The organism is Algoriphagus iocasae (assembly GCF_014206875.1).
In the GTDB taxonomy this organism is placed as follows: domain Bacteria; phylum Bacteroidota; class Bacteroidia; order Cytophagales; family Cyclobacteriaceae; genus Algoriphagus; species Algoriphagus iocasae.
Genome location: NZ_JACIJO010000001.1, coordinates 1,654,520 through 1,677,703 on the forward strand (window position 1 = coordinate 1,654,520; position 23,184 = coordinate 1,677,703).

Here is a 23,184-nt window from a genome sequence, read left to right on the forward strand (position 1 = left end):
TGTGCATTTGCGGTTTGCTGGGCAGGATTTTTCTTTCGGTATAAAAATGGGGGTCTTATCAGGAATCTTTCCTGATAACTTCTTTTTGGTATTGCCATGTTTCAAAACTACCTCACCTCTCTTTGGAGAAATATTTCCAAAAACAAAGTTTTTACAAGTATCAACATAGCAGGTCTTTCCATTGGCATGCTTGCTTGCATCCTGATTACTCAATTTGTTATTCATGAATTGAGTTATGATAATTTTTTGGATAAAGATGATAGGATTTTTAGGATACAACAGGATCGTTATGATAAAGGTGAATTATCTACTCAATGGGCAGCAGGAGCTGCTGGAATTGGGCCTGATCTAAAAGCTAATTTTCCTGAAGTCAAGGCATTTACCAGGCTTACCAAAAGAGAGGCAACACTGGCAACAGGAGACACATTTTTCAAAGAAGACAATCTGTATTTTGCCTCAGAAGATTTCTTTAACATATTTTCTATCAAGCTTTTGGAGGGGGTAGATTCTTTGGTGCTATCCGAACCTAATAAAATGGTGCTTTCAGAATCTACTGCTAAAAAATACTTTGGTAATGAAAATCCGGTTGGTAAATCATTGAGGGCAAATGGAAATCTAGAATTCGAAATTTCTGGTGTTTTTGAGGATCTACCGGTAAATACTCATATGCAACTAGATATTTTGGGATCATTTGTCACTTTGGAGAAACTATCAGATGAACCAATCACGACTTGGGACTGGGATGGTTTTCTCACTTATATCTTGCTGGAAGAAAATACCGATCCACAATCACTGGAAGCAAAATTGCCTGATTTTGTTCAGACCCAAAAGGGAGAAGATTTAAAAAAATACAATGCAGGTCTTGAATTTCATCTACAACCTGTATCGGATATCCATCTGGATTCGGATTATATCATGGAATTTAAAGCAAATGGGAACAGGCAGTCTGTCAATTTTTTGTCTGTAGTGGCCTTATTGATTTTGATTATTGCTTGGATCAATTACATCAATCTTTCAACAGCAAAATCTATAGAACGGGCACGTGAAGTTGGTATCAGAAAAGTAATGGGAGGTTACCGAATCCAACTCATACAGCAATTCCTGACCGAATCTCTGTTTTTGAACTTTATAGCAGTAATTCTGGCAGCAGGTTTTGCCATTCTTTTGACACCCTGGTTTAGTAGCCTCACAGGGAGGGAACTAGGATACCAGTTGTTTATGCAACCTGCTTTTTGGTTGATTCTACTGGGATTGATCCTGATAGGAGCTGTAATTTCTGGTCTTTATCCTGCATTTGTGTTGTCCTCTTTCCAACCCGTGGAAGTCCTAAAAGGAAAATTCAAAAATTCAGATGCCGGTATTTGGTTGCGCAAGAGCATGGTGGTTACTCAATTCATCGCTTCCATTACACTGATGGTCGGGACTTTTACAGTTTACCAGCAGCTGGTGTTTATGCAAAATCAAGACTTGGGTGTGAATATAGACCAAACCCTGGTGTTTGAGTCACCGAGTGTGACAGATTCTACCTATAAACAAAAATACCAGGTATTTAAACAGAAAATTTCAAGCCTTAGCGGTGTGATATCTGTGACTGCTTCCACCTCTGTTCCAGGAAGCCAACCAGGTTGGAATGCCGGGGGGATAAGAAGGTTGAGTCAGGCTGAAGACGAGCAAAACCAATATAGAATCATCATGACTGATGGGGCATTTAATGAAAGTTTTGGACTGGAAATGCTTCATGGACGCGAATTTTCAGATGAGGTGGCCAATGAGGAAAAGAATGTGCTCCTCAATGAAACAGCGACCCGATTGATGGGGTTTGACTTTCCTGAAGAAGCTATCAATGATGAAATCTTCTTTTGGGGGGATACCTTTAAAATTGTAGGTGTGATGAAAGATTATCATCAGGAATCATTGAAAAAGTCCTACGATGCCATGATTTTCAGATACAATGATGCACCCAATGGATTCTATTCCGTCAAAGTAGCTCCCAATGAAATCAAAGGTCTGATGACAAGTATTGAATCTGAATGGAAAGAGCTATTTCCGGGAAATCCATTTCAATACTTCTTTTTGGATGAGCACTTTGACAAGCAATACAAGTCTGATCAACAATTTGGGACGATATTCAGTATCTTCTCTGCTTTGGCAATTTTTATTGCGAGTTTGGGATTATTTGGGCTGTCTTCTCTTACTGCCATTCAGCGTACCAAAGAAATAGGAATTCGTAAGGTTATGGGCGCTACTCTCCCTGGCTTATTGCAGTTGATATCAAAGGATTTTATCATTTTGATTCTTGTAGCAATTATTTGTGCCGTACCGCTATCAATTTGGATAATGAATTCATGGCTTCAGGATTTCGCTACTCGGATCCCCTTGACTTGGTGGATTTTTGCAATTCCTAGTTTGACAGTGGTGATCATCACATTGGCCACAGTCAGTATTCATACCATCAAGGTAGCAATGATTAACCCTGTAAAATCATTGTCACATGAATGACATTCATTAAGTTGATTTATCACTGCGAAAGGGTTGCTATTAGTGTCCTTCTATTCAACATAGTTATAAAATACCATTACTATCCAATCTATTTTTGGTTTAAGAAATTACTTCAGTTTGTCAATGAGGAAAGGGATTTAATAATTATTTTAACCAAAGGTAATACTGAGTTGATGACCAAACTGTTGTTTTGAGACTCCATGCCTTGAAACAGGTTAAAATAGATGAAACTATCCATTGAAATACAATTATTAAAACCAAGACCCTTTCGATGTCTCATGATCTTTTCAATTAAATCAATTTTGATCTGCTTTCTTTTTTTTACAGTAAGCTATGGGTATGGACAGGTAGTAACTGAGAATAAGGTTAATTACTTAGAGTTCAATTCGTCGAAAGAACTTTATGATTTTTTTAGCTATAAAAAGGGAAATCCACCATTGATTAGTGGACATAGGGGAGGGATGGAGGCTGGATATCCTGAGAATAGCATTGAAGCATTCGAACATGTACTGAAAAATACTTCGGCGATTTTTGAAATAGATCCCCGTATGACCAAGGACAGTGTTGTCGTTTTGATGCATGATGCTTCTTTGGAACGAACAACTAATGGATTAGGAAATTTGATTGAATTGACTTGGGAAGATGCCAGCAAACTTTTTTTGAAGGATGTGAATGGCAAATTGACCTCATTTAAAATTCCCACCCTAGAGGAGGCTATTAGCTGGAGTAAGGATAAAACCATCCTTAATTTAGATCATAAAGACGTTCCATTGCAAGTAACCGCTGACTTGATCAAGCGATTAGATGCCTTCGACCATGTCATGATTACAGTCCACAAGCCATCCGAAGCAAGATATTATCTAGACCAGCATCCGGGTTTTATGTTTTCTGCATTCATAAGAACCGTAGAAGAATTTGAAGCCTATGAAGAAGCCAAAATTCCTTGGACTCAAATAATGGCATATGTAGGTTCATTGAGCAAAGCCGAAAACAAGAATTTATATGATATGCTACACTCCAAAGGAGTGAAAGTAATGGTGTCTGCTGCTCCTAGCTATGATAAAATGGAAAGAGGAGATACTCAGGATGAAGCATATAGGCAGGTGTTTTTAGATGGAGCTGATGTATTGGAGTCTGATTATCCTATTCGGGTAGCAAAGGCAATTTTGCACTTGGATCAATAAACCTGACAGAGTTAATGAAGCTCCTTTTTGCCAAGTGAAAATAATCTCAAAAAAACCGATGGTATTGATGCACTTATTTGCAAGTTTTGGTCTCTCATTAAATTAATCAAATTAAAACTTTTCAATCTTGAAGTTGAATCATAGGTTTTATCTGAAGTCTAAAAAAGAACAGGTTTGGATTCAGGTAAAAATAGGGCTTGTTTCATTTCTGCTACTTCTCTTCATATTTCTCATTTGCTGGAAGTACAGTTTTTTTCTTCCGCTGATTATTTGCATTCCGATTACATTATCCCTCATTGCTCCATTTTTTGATGTGCCATCATTAAAAGAAACTGGGGGTTTGGTCTATTATTCTCCTTTGTTTTTGGCCGAAAAACCAAAGAAGGAGAAGATAATCATCCATGGAGGAACCTTGTTTGATTACTTCTTTGTGATTGATAGAAAGCTAAATGGAAGGAAAAGAATGAACTTCATCCTACACCAATACCTTGAAGGATTGGTTCATTTGATTGATCACCTTGAAGAAGAAAATAAGGAGAACCTGATCATTCGGGGTACTAGCTACATTATTAATGAGAGGACTGCCAAAAAATTAGGATTTAAGGTCGTTCAGACTGATTTTTTACAAAAGTGCATTTTGGTTTATAATTACTTCAATCTCCTGATTTCCTATTCTCTGGCAAAGGGGAAATGGACATGGCCGAGAATAGATGACACCAAAACCTTTGAGGCAAAACTGGAAGATCTGATTGAAAGGAAGGATTATATTAAAAGTTTGGAGAGGAAATTGAAAAATAGACACCTGGCCTAAGATTTCTTGAAAATCTATTTTCCTTTTGTATTTAAATATCGGTTAAATCACTTTCCTATGCTTCAATCCCCAATTTTAAGAAGATTGAAGATGTACTAAGTGAGAGACCATGTTCAGTAAGCTGATATTGAACCGTTATTGGCTGCGTATCTAAAACTGTTCGTTTCACCAACTGGTTTAACTCCAATTACTTTTTGAATAAGACTACACAGATTTAGAACCAAATAGAGTTTATAGTCCCAGTATCGACCATCAATGTCCTTTGGCGTACAATGATCTTTTAAAATATGTCCTAAATACCGTCTAAACAGCTGCTTAATTTTTGGCACGACTATTATTCCTACATTTAGATAATAAGGAAAATTCTATGAAAGATTATCAACTAGGGGAGTTCGAAGAAATCGTCATGCTAACAGTAGGCATTTTGAATAACAAAGCCTACAGTGTAGCCATCAAAGATGAAATTGAAGCAAGACTTAAAAGGACGGTGAGCATGGGAGCTTTGCATACAGCATTGAATAGGATGGAAGATAAAGGATATCTCAAATCCTTTTCCGGAGAATCAACTGAAGAAAGGGCCGGTCGACCCAGACGATATTTTGAAATCACTGCATTGGGTAAGAAAGCTATTCAACATGCCAAAGATACCCGGGATGAACTCTGGGCTGCCATCCCTAAAACGATTTGGCAAGCGAACTTAGGTGGTATATAAAAATGAAAAGTAAACAACCTTTTCCACCTAAGTTCTTTCTCCGCTTCTTCCGATGGTTCTGTCATCCCAGAATGCTGGACTATATCGAAGGCGACCTCTTGGAAGTTTATGAGCGGAACTTCAAGACTATGGGAAAGCGGAAAGCAGACTGGAAGTTTATTAAAGATGTGCTTTTACTATTTCGTCCTGGAATCATCCGTCCCAGAAAACCTTTTCAAAACTTAACCACCTTTGGCATGTATAAAAGTTACTTTAAAATCGGATGGAGGAATCTTATCAAGAACAAAGGTTACTCTGCCATCAACATAGGCGGTCTGGCTGTTGGGCTTACTGCTGCAATTCTTATAGCCTTATGGGTGCGTGATGAATTGTCCTTCAACAAGAATTTCGAAAACTACGACAAGATCGCTCAGGTCCTACAAAATCAGACTTTCAATGGCGAGGTACAAACCTGGTGGAGTCAGGCTAGGCAGATTGCTCCAGAACTCCGAAATCACTATGGAAGTGATTTTAAGTATGTGATCATGAGCTCTTGGAACGGATCTCACAAATTCACATTCGATGATAAAGATGTGAGGAAAGAGGGGAGTTTTATGGAACCCGAAGTGACAGAAATGTTGACACTCAACATGTTGTCAGGAACTCGCGATGGTCTTAACGATCCCAATTCCATTTTACTTTCCGGATCCGCAGCAAAGGACATTTTTGGTGATTTATCACCACTTGGCCAAGCCATTCTGATGGATGACAAATTGGAAGTAATGGTTACTGGTGTATATGAGGACTTGCCGAGAAACTCAAGTTTTCATAACCTGACTTTCATAGCTCCTTGGGAACTGTATGTATCCAGTGAAAATCTGGAAGAACGAACAGGCTGGGGCAACAGTTGGTTTCATTCCCTTGCACAAATTGAAGACAATGCCGACATGGATCAGGTGTCTCTCAAAATCAAAGATGTGAAACTCAATGCTGTGGTGGCAGCTGGTGATAATGATGACCTGTTTAAACCTGAGATTTTTCTCCATCCTATGAGCCGCTGGCATTTATATTCAGATTTTAAGAATGGGGTTTCAGTTGGAGGAGGAATTCAATATGTTTGGTTGTTTGGGTTAGTCGGCGTATTCGTTTTATTTCTCGCCTGCATCAACTTTATCAACCTCAACACTGCCCGTTCTGAAAAAAGAGCCAAGGAAGTTGGCATTCGCAAAGCACTTGGGTCGGTCAGGATTCAATTGATCAATCAGTTTTTTACAGAATCAATGATGGTGGTGATCCTGTCATTTATCCTGTCACTGATACTTGCCCAACTGGCTTTGCCTTTGTTCAATGAAGTTTCGGGAAAGCAAATTGACCTGCTATGGTCGAATCCGTATTTCTGGATCATTGGCCTTGGATTTACCATTCTTACCGGAATGATTGCAGGAAGTTTTCCGGCATTATATATCTCATCATTTCATCCTGCTAGGGTTTTGAAAGGTGCATTTAAAGCAGGTCGTTTTTCGGCAGTTCCTCGGAAGATTCTGGTAGTTGCTCAATTTACAGTTTCGATAACACTCATCATTGGAACCTTGATTGTTTTCAAACAAATTCAATTTACCAAAAACCGCCCCATAGGATACGATAATATGGGAGTGATTTCGGCTCCAATAAGATCAGAAGGGATAAGGGAGCATTTTGATGCCTTCAGAAATGACCTGCAAAACACTGGTTCAGTTAAGGAAGTGGCCCTGACAGATTCTCCATTGACTGCAACGAATGTGACAAATAGCGGCTTTACCTGGGAAGGAAAAGATCCTGGTATGGCAGAAGAGTTTGCTACGCTTCGTGTAACCCATGAATTTGGGGAAATGATTGATTGGCAGATCCTGGAGGGTCGCGATTTTTCAAGGGATTTTGCATCTGACACGATGGCTTTTATCATCAATGAATCAGCAGCGAAATACCTTGGAATGGAGGATCCCGTTGGCAAATCTCTCAAGTGGGGAAATAATGGAGAATATAAAATAATCGGAATGGTCAAAGACATGGTCACACAGTCTCCATATTCTCCGGTCAAGCAAATGCTTTTTTTCCTCAACTATAAGCGCGTGAATATGGTGCACATAAAGATCAATCCGGATGTAAGCGCAACCGAAGCTTTAAGTAAGATTGAAACTGTATTCAAAAAACACGATCCTGCCAATGATTTTGAATATTCATTTGTTGATCAGGATTATGGCAAAAATTTCGATAACGAAAGGCGGATTGCCAAGCTGACCTCCGCCTTTGCTGGACTTGCCATGCTTATTTGCTGTCTCGGACTTTTTGGATTGGCTTCATTCATGGCAGAACAACGGACAAAAGAAATAGGAATCAGAAAAGTCATGGGGGCTTCTGTAGTCAATTTATGGAGCATGATGTCCAAAGATTTTGTAAGGCTTGTTGTCATCTCAAGTTTAATTTCTATTCCGATCGCTTTCCATTTTCTAAGTAGCTGGTTGGAAAATTATGAATATAGAACACCAATTTCATGGTGGATTTTCGCTGCCTCTGGTTTTGGCGCTGTTTTGATCACTTTATTGACTGTTAGCTATCAATCTTTAAAAGCTGCGCTGATTAATCCAGTTAGGAGCCTAAAAACGGAGTAATTCCTATGAATTCTAACCCAACTCCTCCAAAGTTCTTTCTCCGCTTCTTCCGCTGGTTCTGCCATCCTAGGATGCTGGATTATATAGAAGGCGACCTCTTGGAAGTTTATGAGCGGAACTTAAAGACTCTGGGAAAGCGGAAAGCAGATTGGCGTTTTATCAAAGATGTGCTTTTGCTATTTCGCCCCGGAATCATCCGCCCCAGAAAACCTTATCAAAACTTAACCCCCTATGGCATGTATAAAAGTTACTTTAAAATCGGCTGGAGAACACTCCTAAGAAACAAGGAATACACGCTGATCAATATCGCAGGGCTGGCTCTCAGCATCACCTGTTGCATTTTGATTTTTGTGCTGGTAAAGCATCATTCAGGTTTTGATGATTTTCATCAAAATGAAGACAGGATCTACCGTATCGTCACGGAGCAACATAGAGAGTCAGTATCCTTCACCAACAGTGTCCCATCTCCTTTAGGCATGGTTTTGAGAGAAAACCATTCCTATACCGAGAAAGTTGCCCGAATGTTTCAGGAAGCTGATGCGGTGATATCTTTTGAGAGAAATGGTGAGAAACAGCTGATAAAGGAACCACAGGGATTTGCTTTCACGGAACCTGAGTTCTTTGATATTTTCAATTTTCCTCTTTCCCAGGGAAATATGAAGACTGCCCTGGCTGAACCTAATACCGCTATCATTACAGAGCGATTGGCAAAGAAGTACTTCGGAGAGCAAAATCCGATAGGGCAGGTAATTACTTACGACAATTTTTTGCCCTTCACTATTACGGGGGTATTGGAGGATTTGCCTGAGAATACAGATATAACCACTGAGATTTTTGTCTCATACAGCAGTATGAAGGATTTTAATCCTTGGCTGGCAAGCGATGAAGCCTGGGGAGGAATCACCGGAGGAATGTATTGCTATGCTTTACTAAGGCCAGGTGTGAGTCCGGTAGAAGTGGAGGAAGCGCTGGCACCTTACGTCAAGCTCCATAGACCAGAGAGTAAAAATGTACATCATTATAAGCTGCAGGCCCTTTCAGACATTCATTTTGACGGGAGATATGGAGGAGCCATGGAGAAATCAGACATAGGGATTTTGATCGCCATTGGTATCTTTTTACTACTTACCGCCTGTGTCAACTTTGTGAATCTGGCTACCGCCCAAGCTCTAAAACGATCCAAAGAAGTGGGAGTAAGGAAAGTATTGGGAAGCTTCAGAACTCAGCTCTTCTGGCAGTTTATCTTTGAGACGGCCATTATCGCAACCCTCAGTATTTTGATTGCATTGGTAGCTGCCTTTGCATTGGTACCTTATGTTAATGACTTTTTTAGTACACAGATCCCTGTCAATTTCTTGACCGATGGTACCTTGGTTTTATTTATCATAGGCTTAGATGTGCTCATTACGCTTTTGGCAGGATGCTACCCCGCATTTATCCTCACAGGATTCAAGCCTGTAACAGCACTTAAAGGCAAGCTTTCCATGCAGCAATTGGGAGGATTCAATACCCGCCGCTCGCTCATCGTGATGCAGTTTGCCATATCCCAAGTATTGATCATCGGGGTGATCGTGATCATGAACCAGATGCGCTATGCCAAGCAAGCGGAACTTGGTTTTGACAAGGAGTCCATCGTGATGGTGGGAATAGGAAGCGATTCCTTATACAGTATGAAATCCTTGAAAAATGAGTTTTTGCGCTTACCGGGAATAGAAAAAGTCTCCCTTTGCTATCAACCTCCTGCTTCTGAAAACTCCTGGAATAATTCCATCCGCTTTGGTTCAGATACCGAAGAGGTGAATTTCCCAACCAATATGAAGCTGGCAGATGCGGATTACATTTCCACTTTTGACCTGGAATTGTTGGCAGGGAGAAATCTCACTCCTTCCGATACAGTGAGAGAGATGGTGGTCAATGAAGCCCTGCTGCAAAGTCTGGGAATCACTTCCTACGAGGATGCTTTGGGAGAAATGATCTATGCCAATGGGGGAAATATGGTGGGACCGATAGTCGGTATAGTACGTAATTTCCATGATAGGTCTATGCATGCAGAAATTTCTCCAGCGCTGATTACTACAGCAGGTAATATGTATTTCAATTATGCCATTAAAATCAACGGGCAATCTGTAAAAACGACCTTGGAAGAAATAGAGGAGCTATGGGAGGCGCAGAACCCAGACAAGCTATTTGAATATTCCTTTGTGGATGATGAGATCGCCCAGTTTTATACCGCTGAGGACACCTTGCTGAAAGGGATTCAGTTCTTTTCATTTATTGCCATATTCATCGGCTGTTTGGGTCTATATGGATTAATATCCTTTATGATTTCCCAGAAGACCAAAGAAGTAGGAATACGCAAAGTAATGGGAGGGGGCGTAGCCCATATCATCTGGTTATTCGGTCAGGAGTTTGTGCGCTTGATTTTGATTGCCTTTTTGATCGCTGCACCGATTGGCTGGTGGTTTATGAACCAATGGCTTCAGGATTTTGAATTCAAGATTACCTTGGATGTATGGACCTTTGCCTTAGCAATAGGAAGTTCCATCATTATTGCTGCATTGACAGTGGGGTATCAGGTGATCCGAGTAGCATATATTAATCCTGTGTTGAGTTTGAAAACAGAGTAAATAATTATCACTCCATATTGAACAAGGTTCAACTATGTTCTGATTAATCATGTTTAGAGGATTATAGTTCTTCCTTTAAAGCCAGTCCCGATTATTTCGGAAATAATGGGAGATAGCATAAATAACCAAGTGCCTCACGAAATAAATACAGGTTGGCAAGAATATATTGATAGAATCCCCGCCAATTGTTTGGACAAATTCAACCTTGGGTCAAAGAAATTAGGACTTTGGCGGGATGGGGAATTCACAAGAGTAAAACTGACTATTCCAGTACTTTTAGCATTATAAATTGACATGATCGGAAAGGAAAAATTTTATTACAAAATCTTTAGGTGAATTATTTTTATTTATTAAAAAAAGAAAGAATTTCGTGGCTTTCTGGTCGCTCTTTGGTTTTTGACTTTGGATTAATCAGAAAGCATTAATTCAATAATATCTAAAAGTTTCAAAATTTAAATCACTGTATGAAATTCAATTTTATTTTCTGTTTAGCATTTCTAGGTATCAGTTCCATTGGATATACTCAGGATATCATCACCACAAAAAAAGGAGAAGATATAGAATCAAAAGTATTGGAGGTGAACGAAAAGGAAGTGACCTATAAAAAATTTGACAATCAAGAGGGACCTAGCTATACCTTGAAGAAGTCAATGATTGTGATGATCCGATATGAAAATGGAACCAAAGATATTTTTGAAAATGAAACTCCAGAATCTATTGAGTTTTATTCTGAAGCCAATAATGAAGACCTGTTTGTAAAGGGCCAGATGGATGCAGGTAATCACTATAAAGGATATAAAGGGGCTGGAACTGGAACTTTGATTGCAAGTTTGGTTTCTCCGGTAGTTGGTTTAGTGCCGGCAATTGCTACTTCTTCCACCCAGCCTAAAGACGAGAACCTGGGCTATCCAAATTCAGAGCTGATAAAGAAGGCAGATTATTACAACGGTTATACCAAAAAGGCTAAAAAAGTAAAGCAAGGAAAGGTTTGGACCAATTGGGCTATAGGCTTTGGTGTAAACTTAGTCGCTATTTTAATATTAACTAGCGGTCAGTAATAATAAGTAGGAAGACTTGATTCAGAGGCTTTCGAATTCAGGTCGAATTGAATGCCTCTGATTCTTCTAGAACTCTGCCGTGTTTTTTGTTTTAACAAACCACTAAAATCAACAATAGCGAATCTATTTAGAGTAAATAGAAAAGCAAATATTTACTTCTCATCAAATTCATCTATTGGAAATGAATAGCATTGTGGGAGAATGCCTACATTCCTATTAATTGGCAAAGGAGAATTCCTTAATAGCCCAAAGCCTTTCTGAGGTATTAAATTATCGGAATTACAAATTTCTGACTATGCAAATCCGCTTTATTACCTGAAACCAAAGAAAAAAGAGGTTCAAGTATATTTCAACGTGCTATGTACAGAGGACTGTTGTCGGTGGACGACTATTCGCGACTTTCTAAACTCATTTATTAACTACTGGCTCCATTGCAGATAATATATTCCAAGAGATAAGGGTTAGGGATTGCAATTACTGGAGAGCATGGATATTAAGGTTAAGAACAGACGATAAATATCCCCGACTTTTCAAAAAACGGAATAGTTTTTTTCTTGATCAAAAAAGAAAGTTGGAGTTAGTTAGAGAGAATAAAAGCATCCTGTATCTTGAGTGAAAATCCAAGAGAAGCTAAAATAATGCACAAACCTTTGCAATCTATTTTTAATCTATCATTCTCTGATTGGAAGAGTATTTTGAAAAAAGTACAAGCACGAATCGGCGAAAATAATGTAGTAATAGTTTCAGCAGGAGTGGGTTTTTTTGGTTTTATGGCCATTTTTCCTGCGATAATGGCACTTATTTCCATCTATGGCTTTGTCATGGACCATCAGCAAATTGAGGAACAGGTATCCAAAATAAGCTCACTAATGCCTGAGCAAACCCATGAAATTATTCAATACCGGGTGGACCAATTCATCAAAAGCAAAGAAGAATCTCTTGGTTGGGGTACTTTTTTTGCTATTCTTTTGGGCGTTTGGATTGGTAATCTTGGGACAAAATCCTTGTTCAGAGGAATAAATATTGCCTATGATACCGATAATAAAAGGGGGATCATCAAAAATAACGGACTTACTCTATTATTTACTTTTGGAGCAATTATTCTGATCATTTTAAGCGCTTCCTTGATTATTGCTTTCCCCGCAATCATTGAAAAAATAGGTTTACCTGATCACATCGAAGGACTTATCAGTTGGTTGAGATGGCTAGTGATGGGGATTGTTCTGGTAGGGAGTATTGGACTAATTTATAATTTTGCACCAAAAAGAAAGCAACCAGGATTTATGTGGGTTCTACCTGGTGCCGTGTTCGCCACTTGTTTGTGGCTTCTGGCTTCCTCTGCTTTTTCATTTTACATCCGACATTTCTGGAATTTAAGTGAAATCTATGGATCTATTTCAGCTGTTGTTTTTCTTATGCTATGGCTTTTTATCAGCACTTTTATTATCCTCCTTGGCGCTGAATTGAATTATGGTATTGAGCAACATGTGATGGGGGAGTCAGCCCATAAGGAAGACTAATTGCAATAATCCCTGTTCATCGTAACTATAGAAATGAAAAGACCAGATTCCAAATGGTAGAATCCAGCCTTTTCAACCAAAGTTATTCGGTGGGAATGGGCTTGTTCGTGCTGACTGAGAGCCTGTTCCATGCATTGATGGCAAATATTGCCATGATTACCTGAGCAAGGTAATTTCTCCAAAATCCTTCAAAGCTTGGTTGTAGCTCTCTTCACTCAGTCCCTTTTCACTGATTCAAAAATGGAGAAAATACAGTGTTAACGAATTTCATTTTATATGTATATCTGCTTTCTTACCATTAGCCAAAGAAAAAGGGGATTTTAAAGTATCTTTCATACTGCTGTTGACAATGGACGATTATCCGAGACTTTCTAAACTCATTCTTTAACAAGTGGCTCCATTGCGGATAATCAAGTTATTTTTTGCTCTGAAGTAAATAGCAATTATCGAGACATTAACTAATTCTTGGGACTATCTGTGACTTCTGTTGATATAGCTTGGAATTAAAGTATTCTGAGTTTTTACCTATGACTTCATGTATTCTTCTTTTTCACCTGCTTGTTCCGAAATCGAACGAAATCGTCCACTTTTTTTGGTTTTGGAAGTCAAAAAGACCTTGAAATGGACATTTGCAGCGGTTTTAGATTTGGCATAATTTTAAATACTACAAATAGGAATAAATTCTAATGAAATGAAGAAATATCAATTAGGAGAATTTGAAGAGGTGGTCATGCTTACCGTAGGGGTTTTATTTAATGAGGCCTATGGGGTTTCCATCAAAAAAGAAATTGAAAATAGGCTGGACCGGAGTGTAAGTGTAGGTGCATTGCAGACTGCACTGAAAAGGCTGGAAGAGAAAGGATATCTTAAATCAAGGGAAGGGGAAAGCAACCAAGAAAGGGCAGGACGCCCCAAGAAATACTTTCAGATTACAGCTCTGGGCAGGGAAGCAATGTATTTCACCAGACAAACCAGGGAAGAGCTTTGGAATTCGATTCCTGAAGTTGCCTGGAAACTTAAGCTTACCTAAGAGATAAGATGCAAAAGGAAATAAAACCACCCCGGTTGTTTCTTCAATTTTTCCGCTGGTTCTGCTCTGAAGAATTACTCGATTCAATAGAGGGCGATTTGGTGGAACTATACCATGAACGTTTGAAAAAGGAGGGGGAGTTAAAAGCAGATATCAAGTTTATATGGGATGTCCTGCTTCTATTCAGGCCAGGAATCATAGGGATCAAAAACAAAGAATATAAAACTAATCACATTGATATGTTTCGCAATAATTTAAAAATCGCCAGAAGGACTCTTTGGAAAAACAAGACCTCTACAGTCATTAATATGCTTGGCTTATCAATTGGGATTACCTCCTGCTTATTGATTGCACTGTTTATCAATCATGAAATGAGTTACGACACTTTTCAGCCCAATGCAAAAAGAATAGGTAGGGTAGTGATGGAATATTCTTTTCTGGGCTCAGAAGAAAGTGAAAAAGGGACGTTCACCAGTACCAAGGTAGCTCCGGTTTTTTCAAGCACCTTTCCAGAAGTTGAGAAAGGAATCCGGATGTCTAAATCGGCTGCAATTTTGCAGCTTCAGGGAAGTCCCGTTACAGAGCCCGATTTTATGTATGCCGACTCCACGTTTTTTGATGCCTTTGCTTTCACGATGGTACAAGGAAATGCCAAAACAGCCCTTAATGGGCCTAATAAGGTGGTTCTGACAGAAAGCATGGCAAAAAAATATTATGGAGACTCAGACCCAGTAGGTCAGGGGCTTGAAATCGGAGAAGATAAAACCATGTATGAGGTAACCGGGGTAATGGAAGACTATCCCTATAACTCTCAGTTTCGATTTGATTTTTTAGCTTCCTTTTCTTCTTTGGGACAGAACCAAAATAATACCTATTGGAATGCCAATTATACCACCTATTTGCTACTGCAGGATCAGAATTCTTTCGGGAGTTTGGCCGAAAAAATCCCTCCATTTATGGAAAAGGAATCTGCTGAAATTGGGGCAAATGTCAATTTTACTTTAGAACCTTTTGATCGGGTGCATTTGCATTCTCCTTATTCTGATTTTGTGCCGAACACCAGCATAGATTACCTCTATATGCTGGCAGGAGTGGCATTTTTGATATTGGTGATTGTCTGTTTTACTTACATCAACCTGAGTACCGCCAAATCTGTGGAGCGGGCAAAAGAAGTAGGGATTCGGAAAGTTTCCGGAGCAGAACCTTCGCAGCTTTTTTGGCAGTTTATAGGAGAATCCTTCCTGCTTTCCGGCTTGTCAGTTTTGGTCAGCATCGTATTGGTCTATCTTTTCTTACCCGGTTTCAATAATCTGATCAACCGCCAATTGCAATTGGATGATCTGCTTTCCCCTGTATTTATTGGCTTTGCGCTGAGCCTGGTTCTGATGTTAAGTTTAATTGCCGGGGCTTATCCTGCACTGATCCTTTCCAGATTCCAACCTATGAAGGTGCTGAAGGGAGTTTTTAAAAACACCGATTCTGCCAAATGGCTTCAGCAGTCATTAACTGTTTTTCAGTTTGGGATTTCCGTTTTTCTGATCATAGCCACATTGATTGTGCAAGGGCAACTTAATTTTATCCAAAGCAGGGATTTGGGATACGATAGAGAGCACATTGTTTCCTTTCCTGTAGGTTGGAGTACCGATTTTCAGAAAGTCAATACACTCAAGAAGGAGCTGAAGTCCAACTCCCAGATTCTGGAGGTTTCCAGAACTGGCTCGAGTCCGGTGAGCATTTATAGTGGTTACAGTATGAATTTGCCAACAAGACCGGAAAATGAGGTGATCGCTGTCAATGGTAATCCGGTAGATGAAAACTTCATTCAAGTCACAGGTTTGGAACTTCTGGCCGGGTCTAATTTTACCGAGCAACAAGTGAGACAGACTTATTCAGAAGGTGATGATGACCTGACATTTAACTACATCATCACCGAAAGTGCAGCAGCTAAATTCGGATGGAGCCCTGAAGAAGCCGTAGGTAAGGAAATGATTCTCAATGACCAAGGGACAGTGGTGGGCGTGATTAAAGATTTTCATTTCCAGTCATTAAGAAATGATATCCAGCCTTTGGTTTTGTTTACCGCCTCCTGGGGTGGTAGGTTGTTGGTAAAAATCAATGGGGAAAATATTCCGGAGACACTGGATTTTATAGAGAAAACCTGGAACAAAGTGTTGCCGGAAATGCCTTATTCCTACAAATTCCTAGATGAGGATTACACCAGAATGTATCAGTCAGAAATGCAGCTTGGCAAGATTATGAATCTTTTTTCAACCATTGCAATAATTCTGGCCTGCCTCGGTTTATTTGGATTGTCTTCTTATCTGATCCAGCAGCGCTTGAAGGAGGTGAGTATCCGTAAGGTTTTAGGTGCTTCCACCTTCCAGATTTTAAATATTCTTTCGGGGAGCTTCGTACGATTGGTATTCCTTGCAATCCTGATTGCCTCTCCAATTGCGTACTGGGCGATGAGTCTCTGGCTGGATGATTTTGTCTTTCATATCAGTGCGCCTTGGTGGGCTGTGGCGGTAGCAGCAGGGGTAACTTTAGCCATAGGACTGCTCACTTCGGGTGTTCATGGAATAAAAGCCGCGCTGAGCAATCCGGTAAAAAACCTGAAAAGTGAATAGGGAAATAGTCTTATAATTTTCAAATAAGCTTTAAATGTTTCTTCAGGATTGAAACCATTAAGAAGTCAGCTTTTGACTTTTAGCTTGGAAGGGGGAGGATGAATATTGAAGAATGTCAGAACTGTAATAGCTGTTATTAAGGTTCATGAATTAATTATTTCGCTACTATTCGTAAGCCGTTTTTCATTTACCCTTCCTTTCCTGAAAGAGCGTTTTTCTCCTTTTTGCTTTGGCTGATCCGTTTCAGTTTTTCTTTTGTGTCAAGATACATCAAGCATGTAAAGATGAAAGCCTGAATCTAGGATCGTCAAATATCCGCTACTTCCTGATTTCTGAAGAGTGCGGCGATCCCGCCAGGGTCAGCTACTCCAGAAGCTTCGATAAAAAGATTGTCCGGTTGGGTTTCGGCATTCAGGATTTTAGCCAGCACATCCACCAATTCATTGTCCAGGCTACAGCAGATGCACCCGTTATTCATTTCAAATACTGGACAGAATTCTTTTTTAACCAGATGGGCATCAATGGACACCTTGCCAAATTCATTCTCTATAACTATGCTTTCCTCTTGCTTTTTGGCTTCCAAGAGGCCATTTAATACCGTAGTTTTGCCTGCACCACGGAATCCCGTTAGGAGGTAAACTTTGATTTTTTTGGAGTTTTGGGACTTTGTCATTCTTCTGTTGGAAATGAAAAGGAGGTTATTTCGTCATTGCGAGCAGCCATTTTCGGCCGTGTGGCAATCTTTTCTGATGCTAGGAGATTGCTTCACTCCTTCGTCGTTCGCAATGACGACAGACAATTCACTAAACAGTCCTCGTCAATTTACAGTATAGATATCTTACCCTACAATGGCCACTCGTCATTCAGTTGCCTGGAAAGTGAGAATTGTTGAGCATCACGGTCTTGGACCAAGCAATCGTTGAGCTCTTTGGTGATGGCTTTTTCATCCAGGTCCTGACCGATAATCACCAGTTCATTCATCCGGTCACCATAGGTTGGGTTCCACTTTTGCATAATTAGGGCTTTGTTTTCTACAAAGCTTGGATTTCTTAGACGCTCCTTTTCGGAATATGCCGCCCACCAGGTGCCAAAGGACTCCGCTTTAAGTGATCCCCCGGCCTGACTCCAGAGTAAGGCATGATGGGGACGTGAAGCCAGCCAAAACAATCCTTTGCTTCTGACTACATTAGCTGGCCAGGAATTGCTGATGTAGTTCCAGAATTTTCGGGGATGAAAAGGGCGTCGATTTCTGTACACAAAACTGCTGATCCCATATTCCTCCGTTTCCGGTACATGTTCATTGTTCAGCTCCTTGAGCCAACCTGCAGATTGCTCGGCTTTGTCATAGTCAAAAAGTCCGGTGTTCATGATTTCTTTTATTGGCACCTGACCATAGGAAGTCTTGATGATTTTTGCTTCAGGATTCAATTTGATAAGAAGGCCTTCCAGGGTTTTCAGGGTTTCCTCAGAAACCAGATCCGCCTTGTTGAGGACGATGACATTGGCGAATTCCACCTGATCGGTCAATAGGTTGACAATCGACCTGGCATCCTCTGGATCATCCGTCATTTTTCTGTCCAGAATGGTTTCGGCCGAGCCAAAATCCCTGAAGAAATTAAACGCGTCCACGACAGTCACCATGGTATCCAGCTGACTGATGTGGCAGAGATCCAATAAACTATCACCTGTTTCAAAGGAAAAGGTCTGCGCCACTGGGATGGGTTCGGAAATCCCTGTACTTTCGATCAAGAGATAATCAAACTTACGCTGCTTGGCCAGTTTTTGTACTTCCTGAATCAGATCTTCCCTGAGCGTGCAACAGATGCAGCCATTGGACATCTCGATGAGTTTCTCTTCAGTGCGGGAAAGCTTGACTTCATTTTGAATTTGTAAAGAGTCCACATTGACTTCGCTCATGTCATTGACGATGACCGCGACTTTATAGCCCTCTCGATTGTTTAGTACGTGGTTGAGCAGGGTCGTTTTACCCGCGCCAAGGAAACCGCTCAGGACGGTTACCGGAATTCTATTTTGCATAATATATTAATTGTGATCTTTGCAATCGGGATACTCAACTTTTGATTTTTTGATGTACAGCCAGTTGATGTAATGGGCGACACCTATTAATACTGCGCCAACCGGAGTAATGATAAATTCAAGGTTTTCAGGTGCCCAGAGAAGGCCTATAGCAATCAATAAAAATCCTAGGCTGACAATTTGGATGGGGACCATTTTTTTATGATGCCGAAGGTAGCCATGGGATAGTGCAAAGAGTGCCAGAAATAGGCTCAAAAGGATGACGCTATATTCTATCCAGGGATTTTCCAAAAATCCCAGTCCAAAGAATGGAAGTGCACTTATTATAAATGGCAAAAACGCACAATGGATGGCACATGCAATAGAGGTGGAGAATCCTATAAAATCCAAATGGACTCCTATAAAAGTGTTTTTCATGGAAATATGATTAAATGCAATTATGTTGCAAATATAGGTTCTGTTTTTTAAACTGCAACAATATTGCATTTAAAGAATACTAGTAATAGTTTTGTCATTCATTCAACAGATTCATGCTTAATACACAATCAGTTTCTTTTGAGTACAACCAGAGCAACAGCTTTGAATTTCCGGATATAGAACTCTCAGAAGGCTCCAACCTTCTGATTCTGGGAGAGTCAGGAGTTGGGAAAACCACACTTCTGCATCTCATAGGTGGTCTCTTGAAACCCAAAACAGGAAAAATTTCAATTGGGGAAACGGCAATTACAGCTTTGAAAGGGAAGGAGCTGGATAGGTTTCGTGGTGCCAATGTGGGGATGGTATTTCAGCGACCTCATTTTATACAGTCACTATCCCTAGCTGAAAATCTTCAAATGATTCAGTTTTTGGCCGGAAAAAACCAGGATTTACATAGAATTAAAGTGGTGCTGGATCGTCTGGGATTGATCTCTAAACTGAAAGAAAACCCAAGAAATCTTTCTCAGGGTGAGCAGCAGCGTGCTGCGATAGCATTGGCTGTCATCAATAAACCCCGATTGATCCTGGCTGATGAACCTACGGCAGCTTTGGATGATAAAAACTGTTTTCGGGTGGTAGAATTGCTGAAAAACCTGACCAAAAGATCTGGATCCAGCCTGATTATCATTACACATGATCAACGCCTGAAATCTGAGTTTGCCAATTCGATCAATCTGACTAGAACTGAATCTCTAATCCACTGATAAAAGCAGCATGAATATTTTCAAACTTGGAATCAAAAACGTAACTGCCAAACCACTTTCCACTGGTTTAAGCCTGTTGTTGCTGTCTTTGGGAGTGGCTTTGATCTCCTTAATGCTACATGTGGACAGGCATTTAAAGGAGCAGATGAGTTCCAATATTCGGGGCATTGATATGGTCGTAGGTGCAAAAGGTAGTCCATTGCAATTGATTCTTTCGGCAGTTTTTCAGGTAGATGTACCTACCGGCAATATCAAGCTTTCCGAAGCGAATTCCCTATTGAGAAACCGACTGATTGACTATGGAATACCGCTATCCTATGGGGATTCCTATGAGAGCTTTCGAATCGTAGGAACAGACGAGCGCTATCCTGAAAACTATGCGATGCAATTAGCCAAGGGGAGCCTTTGGTCCCAATCCATGGAAGTGGCAATAGGGGCAGCGGTAGCAGAAAAGACGGGATTGAACCTGGGCGATAAATTCCAGGGGGCTCATGGATTGAGCGAAGGAGGACATGTCCATGAAGGACAGGATTATATTGTGAAAGGAATATTCGAACCATCGGGTTCGGTAGTGGATCAGCTTATTTTAACTAATCTCCAAAGTGTCTGGGATATACATGAAAGCCATGCTCATGACGAAGAAGAAAATCATGAGGAATCCCAAAAGCTAAAAGGAGAGCATGAAGAACATGCAGCAGATAGTGCTGACCATACACAGAAGAATGATGATCATAATCACGATGAAGAAGGTCATGGTCATGAACAAGAGGAAGGAGTAGAGCAGGATTATGAGGAGGATCGGGAAATCACAGCACTCTTAGTGAAATTCAAAAATCCACTTGGTCTGGTGCAGCTTCCCCGTATGGTCAATGAAAACACTAATATGCAAGCGGCATTGCCTAACTACGAACTGAACAAGTTGTTTTCCCTAATGGGAATCGCTGTTACCACAATGAATATAGTTGCCATGATTGTTATTCTGGTATCTGGAATCTCGGTCTTTATCAGTTTGTATTTGAGCCTAAGGGACCGAACCTATGAAATGGCATTACTTAGAACCTATGGGGCCTCTAGGGGACAGCTATTAGGCATGATATTTCAGGAAGGTTTGGTGGTGTCGATTTCTGGCTTTGTACTTGGAATCGCCCTCAGCAGAATAGGATTGGTAGCGGTTTCCCTTCTTTTAAAATCAGAATACCATTATGATTTCCTTGGAGGCGGATTGATCTGGCAAGAAGGAATATTGATGCTGATTACACTCCTGATTGGGTTCTTTGCAGCCTTGATCCCAGCCATTACAGTATATAAAATTGATATTTCCAAAAGTCTTTCCGATGCTTAGAATCAGCTTGACAGCGCTATTGCTCCTAATTTCCATTCCTGTCTTTTCCCAAACCAAAATTACTTGGGATACACTCACAGATGTCACATTTATAGATAAGTACAGCGAGGAAGTGGATGCATATTACTATTTCCCGAAATTTGGCCCATCTATTTTGGCTTTAAATAACAAAGAGGTGATCATCAAAGGGTACCTTTTGATCATCGATCCCGATAACGATATCTATATTCTCTCAGCTAATCCTTTTGCGGCATGTTTTTTTTGTGGTGGAGCAGGTCCTGAGTCTATTATTGAGCTGAAGATAGGGAAGGACCATCCCCGTTTCAAGATGGATGAAGTACTAACTTTTCGTGGCAAGCTAAAACTCAATGCCGTGGATATTTATCAGTGCAATTATATTTTGGAGAATGCGAGGGTGTATCAATGAGGTTGGGTATAGAAGTGGGAAAGGAAACGATTCTTCTATTTTTATTTGAAATGAAAGTCATTGCATTCTATAATCTGAACTTGGAAGATATTGACTCAGTTTTTAAAAGATTTTGACTATAAAAAAGCCAGACTACATAAAGCAGTCTGGCTTTTTTATTTGTTAGATTTTATAATTTGAAATTAACTGACGGTCACATCGATATGGGATTCATATTCGATGGTGTTACCATCTTCATCTTCGATAGTGAAAATCATATGGTATTCTCCGGCAGGAGCAGTAGCAGGCACGTCTATGTGCTCATGGAATTTAGCTTCGGACAGTTCATGATAGCCTTCTTCGAAAACTTCTTCAAAGTCCCATTCTACCTCACCGGCACCTGGTGTAATTCCATGGGCATGGATGTCCACCGTGATCTGATGGATTCCATTCACTGCATTGATCATAAATTCCACATGGAAGTCGGATCCACGTGCGACAGTTTCGTCCATTTCAAAGTCACTGATTGTTACTGGGGACATTACTTCCAAGTGTCCTTCAACTTCTGAAGTTTTTCCAGCTTCATCGGTCACTTCCATAGTCACATGGTATTCTCCAACTGGTGCTGTTGAAGGAATGTCGATATGCTCATGGAAAGTTGGGTTTTTAACACGATATTTTTCGTCCGTAAAGGTTTGGGAAAAATCCCATTCCTCTTCACCTTCGCCAACTTCCAGATCATGTCCATGGATGGTTACCGTGATGGAGGCAACCGTGGCTTCTGCAAGGATTTCGGCCTCTAGATGTAGATCTGAGCCTCTAAAAGCTGTTCCGTCGGTACTGTGAGTTCCACCTTTTCCAAATTCGAAGCCGGAGATGGCAGGTGCATCAAAATTTACGTCCTCGTCATCCTGGCAGGAAAAAAGCGCAAGTCCCAAAATTGGAAGTAGCAAAGCGTGTTTAAGTTTTTTCATAGTGTTTTTACTTTTTGTGGGTTATAGATTTGATTTAGTTTTCTTTAAAAATCTTGCATTCCGGACAAATGCCAGCAGTCAATACCTGTACCGTATGTACTAAATAGTCATCTGGAATAGACACTTCTATAGGTTCGCGTTCTAGCTTATAAACGGTGTCACACACTGTACATTGAAAGTGATTGTTTGGAGTGGTCTCCTCTGAACCCGAACAAATGGAGTATCTGAAATCCCCTTTTAAATCCGGAAAGCGATAGATTAAACTCTCCTTTTCCAGTCTAATTAACATGCGGTATATCGTTACCCTGCTGAACGAATTGCCCACCAGATCTTTTATCCCACTATAATTGACAGGATGCTTAGCTAGGCTTATGATCTTCAGGATTTTTGTTCTGGCTATGGTATTTCCCATGTCAATGCTACTTGCAACGTTATTGCAAATATGCCAAATCTGTTTTTAAATGCAATAGTATTGCAAATAAGTTTTGTTTTTTTCTTTTTCTAAAAATTCAAAAATCCTCGATTAGATCGTGTGTTGACGTATTTGAG

The 23,184-nt window shown here is 40.2% G+C and carries 19 protein-coding genes; 13 read left to right on the forward strand and 6 right to left on the reverse strand.

All coding sequences use genetic code 11. From position 1 onward, the window contains the following. Positions 1-96 precede the first annotated feature (96 nt). The 3 genes from FHS59_RS07135 (at position 97) to FHS59_RS07145 (ending at position 4,494) form a co-directional block, all read left to right on the forward strand. Entirely contained in the window at positions 97-2,499 is a 2,403-nt protein-coding gene (locus FHS59_RS07135; RefSeq protein ID WP_184494363.1) for an ABC transporter permease, read from the forward strand. 278 nt (positions 2,500-2,777) lie between these two features. Beyond that, a complete protein-coding gene (locus FHS59_RS07140; protein ID WP_184494365.1) occupies positions 2,778-3,683 on the forward strand; it encodes a glycerophosphodiester phosphodiesterase family protein in 906 nt (301 codons plus the stop codon). A 127-nt stretch (positions 3,684-3,810) separates the two neighbouring features. Further along, on the forward strand, positions 3,811-4,494 hold the full coding sequence (locus tag FHS59_RS07145) for a hypothetical protein (protein ID WP_221444449.1): 684 nt from the start codon (positions 3,811-3,813) through the stop codon (positions 4,492-4,494). 55 nt (positions 4,495-4,549) lie between these two features. Here the strand turns inward: FHS59_RS07145 and FHS59_RS23590 are convergent, their stop codons facing one another. Then, positions 4,550-4,663 carry a hypothetical protein gene (locus FHS59_RS23590; protein WP_221444450.1) on the reverse strand — a complete coding sequence of 38 codons (114 nt, stop codon included), beginning with the start codon at positions 4,661-4,663 and terminating at the stop codon, positions 4,550-4,552. Positions 4,664-4,861: 198 nt separating this feature from the next. Here FHS59_RS23590 and FHS59_RS07155 point away from each other — a divergent pair, with 198 nt between their 5' ends. The 7 genes from FHS59_RS07155 (at position 4,862) to FHS59_RS07185 (ending at position 16,695) form a co-directional block, all read left to right on the forward strand. Next, entirely contained in the window at positions 4,862-5,206 is a 345-nt protein-coding gene (locus FHS59_RS07155) for a PadR family transcriptional regulator (RefSeq protein ID WP_184494367.1), read from the forward strand. Between the two features lie 2 nt (positions 5,207-5,208). After that, positions 5,209-7,833 (forward strand): ABC transporter permease, encoded by a 2,625-nt coding sequence (locus FHS59_RS07160; protein ID WP_221444451.1) that lies wholly within the window; start codon positions 5,209-5,211, stop codon positions 7,831-7,833. Between the two features lie 5 nt (positions 7,834-7,838). After that, complete coding sequence (locus FHS59_RS07165) at positions 7,839-10,460, forward strand: ABC transporter permease (RefSeq protein WP_184494368.1); 2,622 nt, start codon at positions 7,839-7,841, stop codon at positions 10,458-10,460. Positions 10,461-10,924: 464 nt separating this feature from the next. Continuing rightward, positions 10,925-11,518, forward strand: a complete 594-nt coding sequence (locus FHS59_RS07170) for a hypothetical protein (protein ID WP_184494370.1) — start codon at positions 10,925-10,927, stop codon at positions 11,516-11,518. A 695-nt stretch (positions 11,519-12,213) separates the two neighbouring features. Next, entirely contained in the window at positions 12,214-13,038 is an 825-nt protein-coding gene (locus FHS59_RS07175; protein ID WP_184494372.1) for a YihY/virulence factor BrkB family protein, read from the forward strand. Positions 13,039-13,729: 691 nt separating this feature from the next. Then, positions 13,730-14,068 carry a PadR family transcriptional regulator gene (locus FHS59_RS07180; protein ID WP_184494374.1) on the forward strand — a complete coding sequence of 113 codons (339 nt, stop codon included), beginning with the start codon at positions 13,730-13,732 and terminating at the stop codon, positions 14,066-14,068. Between the two features lie 35 nt (positions 14,069-14,103). Beyond that, positions 14,104-16,695 (forward strand): ABC transporter permease, encoded by a 2,592-nt coding sequence (locus tag FHS59_RS07185; RefSeq protein ID WP_184494376.1) that lies wholly within the window; start codon positions 14,104-14,106, stop codon positions 16,693-16,695. Positions 16,696-17,002: 307 nt separating this feature from the next. Here the strand turns inward: FHS59_RS07185 and FHS59_RS07190 are convergent, their stop codons facing one another. From FHS59_RS07190 to FHS59_RS07200, 3 genes are all read right to left on the reverse strand, one after another. Beyond that, positions 17,003-17,368, reverse strand: coding sequence for a CobW family GTP-binding protein (locus tag FHS59_RS07190; protein WP_184494378.1), 366 nt, complete (start codon positions 17,366-17,368; stop codon positions 17,003-17,005). 170 nt (positions 17,369-17,538) lie between these two features. Further along, positions 17,539-18,732, reverse strand: coding sequence for a GTP-binding protein (locus FHS59_RS07195; protein ID WP_184494380.1), 1,194 nt, complete (start codon positions 18,730-18,732; stop codon positions 17,539-17,541). A 6-nt stretch (positions 18,733-18,738) separates the two neighbouring features. Beyond that, positions 18,739-19,149 (reverse strand): MerC domain-containing protein, encoded by a 411-nt coding sequence (locus FHS59_RS07200; protein ID WP_184494381.1) that lies wholly within the window; start codon positions 19,147-19,149, stop codon positions 18,739-18,741. A 113-nt stretch (positions 19,150-19,262) separates the two neighbouring features. Here FHS59_RS07200 and FHS59_RS07205 point away from each other — a divergent pair, with 113 nt between their 5' ends. The 3 genes from FHS59_RS07205 to FHS59_RS07215 are packed head-to-tail and all read left to right on the forward strand — an operon-like array spanning position 19,263 to position 21,682. Further along, positions 19,263-19,913, forward strand: a complete 651-nt coding sequence (locus FHS59_RS07205) for an ABC transporter ATP-binding protein (RefSeq protein ID WP_184494384.1) — start codon at positions 19,263-19,265, stop codon at positions 19,911-19,913. A 10-nt stretch (positions 19,914-19,923) separates the two neighbouring features. Next, complete coding sequence (locus FHS59_RS07210) at positions 19,924-21,255, forward strand: ABC transporter permease (protein ID WP_184494386.1); 1,332 nt, start codon at positions 19,924-19,926, stop codon at positions 21,253-21,255. After that, positions 21,248-21,682, forward strand: a complete 435-nt coding sequence (locus tag FHS59_RS07215) for a DUF3299 domain-containing protein (protein WP_184494388.1) — start codon at positions 21,248-21,250, stop codon at positions 21,680-21,682. Before FHS59_RS07210 ends, FHS59_RS07215 begins: the two co-directional genes overlap by 8 nt. Before the next feature lie 182 nt (positions 21,683-21,864). Here FHS59_RS07215 and FHS59_RS07220 read toward each other — a convergent pair whose 3' ends face one another. Together FHS59_RS07220 and FHS59_RS07225 are read right to left on the reverse strand one after the other, a co-directional pair. Beyond that, positions 21,865-22,635: a DUF4625 domain-containing protein gene (locus FHS59_RS07220; protein ID WP_184494390.1), complete on the reverse strand. Its 771-nt coding sequence runs from the start codon at positions 22,633-22,635 to the stop codon at positions 21,865-21,867. A gap of 34 nt (positions 22,636-22,669) precedes the next feature. Beyond that, entirely contained in the window at positions 22,670-23,047 is a 378-nt protein-coding gene (locus FHS59_RS07225; RefSeq protein WP_184494392.1) for a transcriptional repressor, read from the reverse strand. Positions 23,048-23,184: the final 137 nt, after the last annotated feature.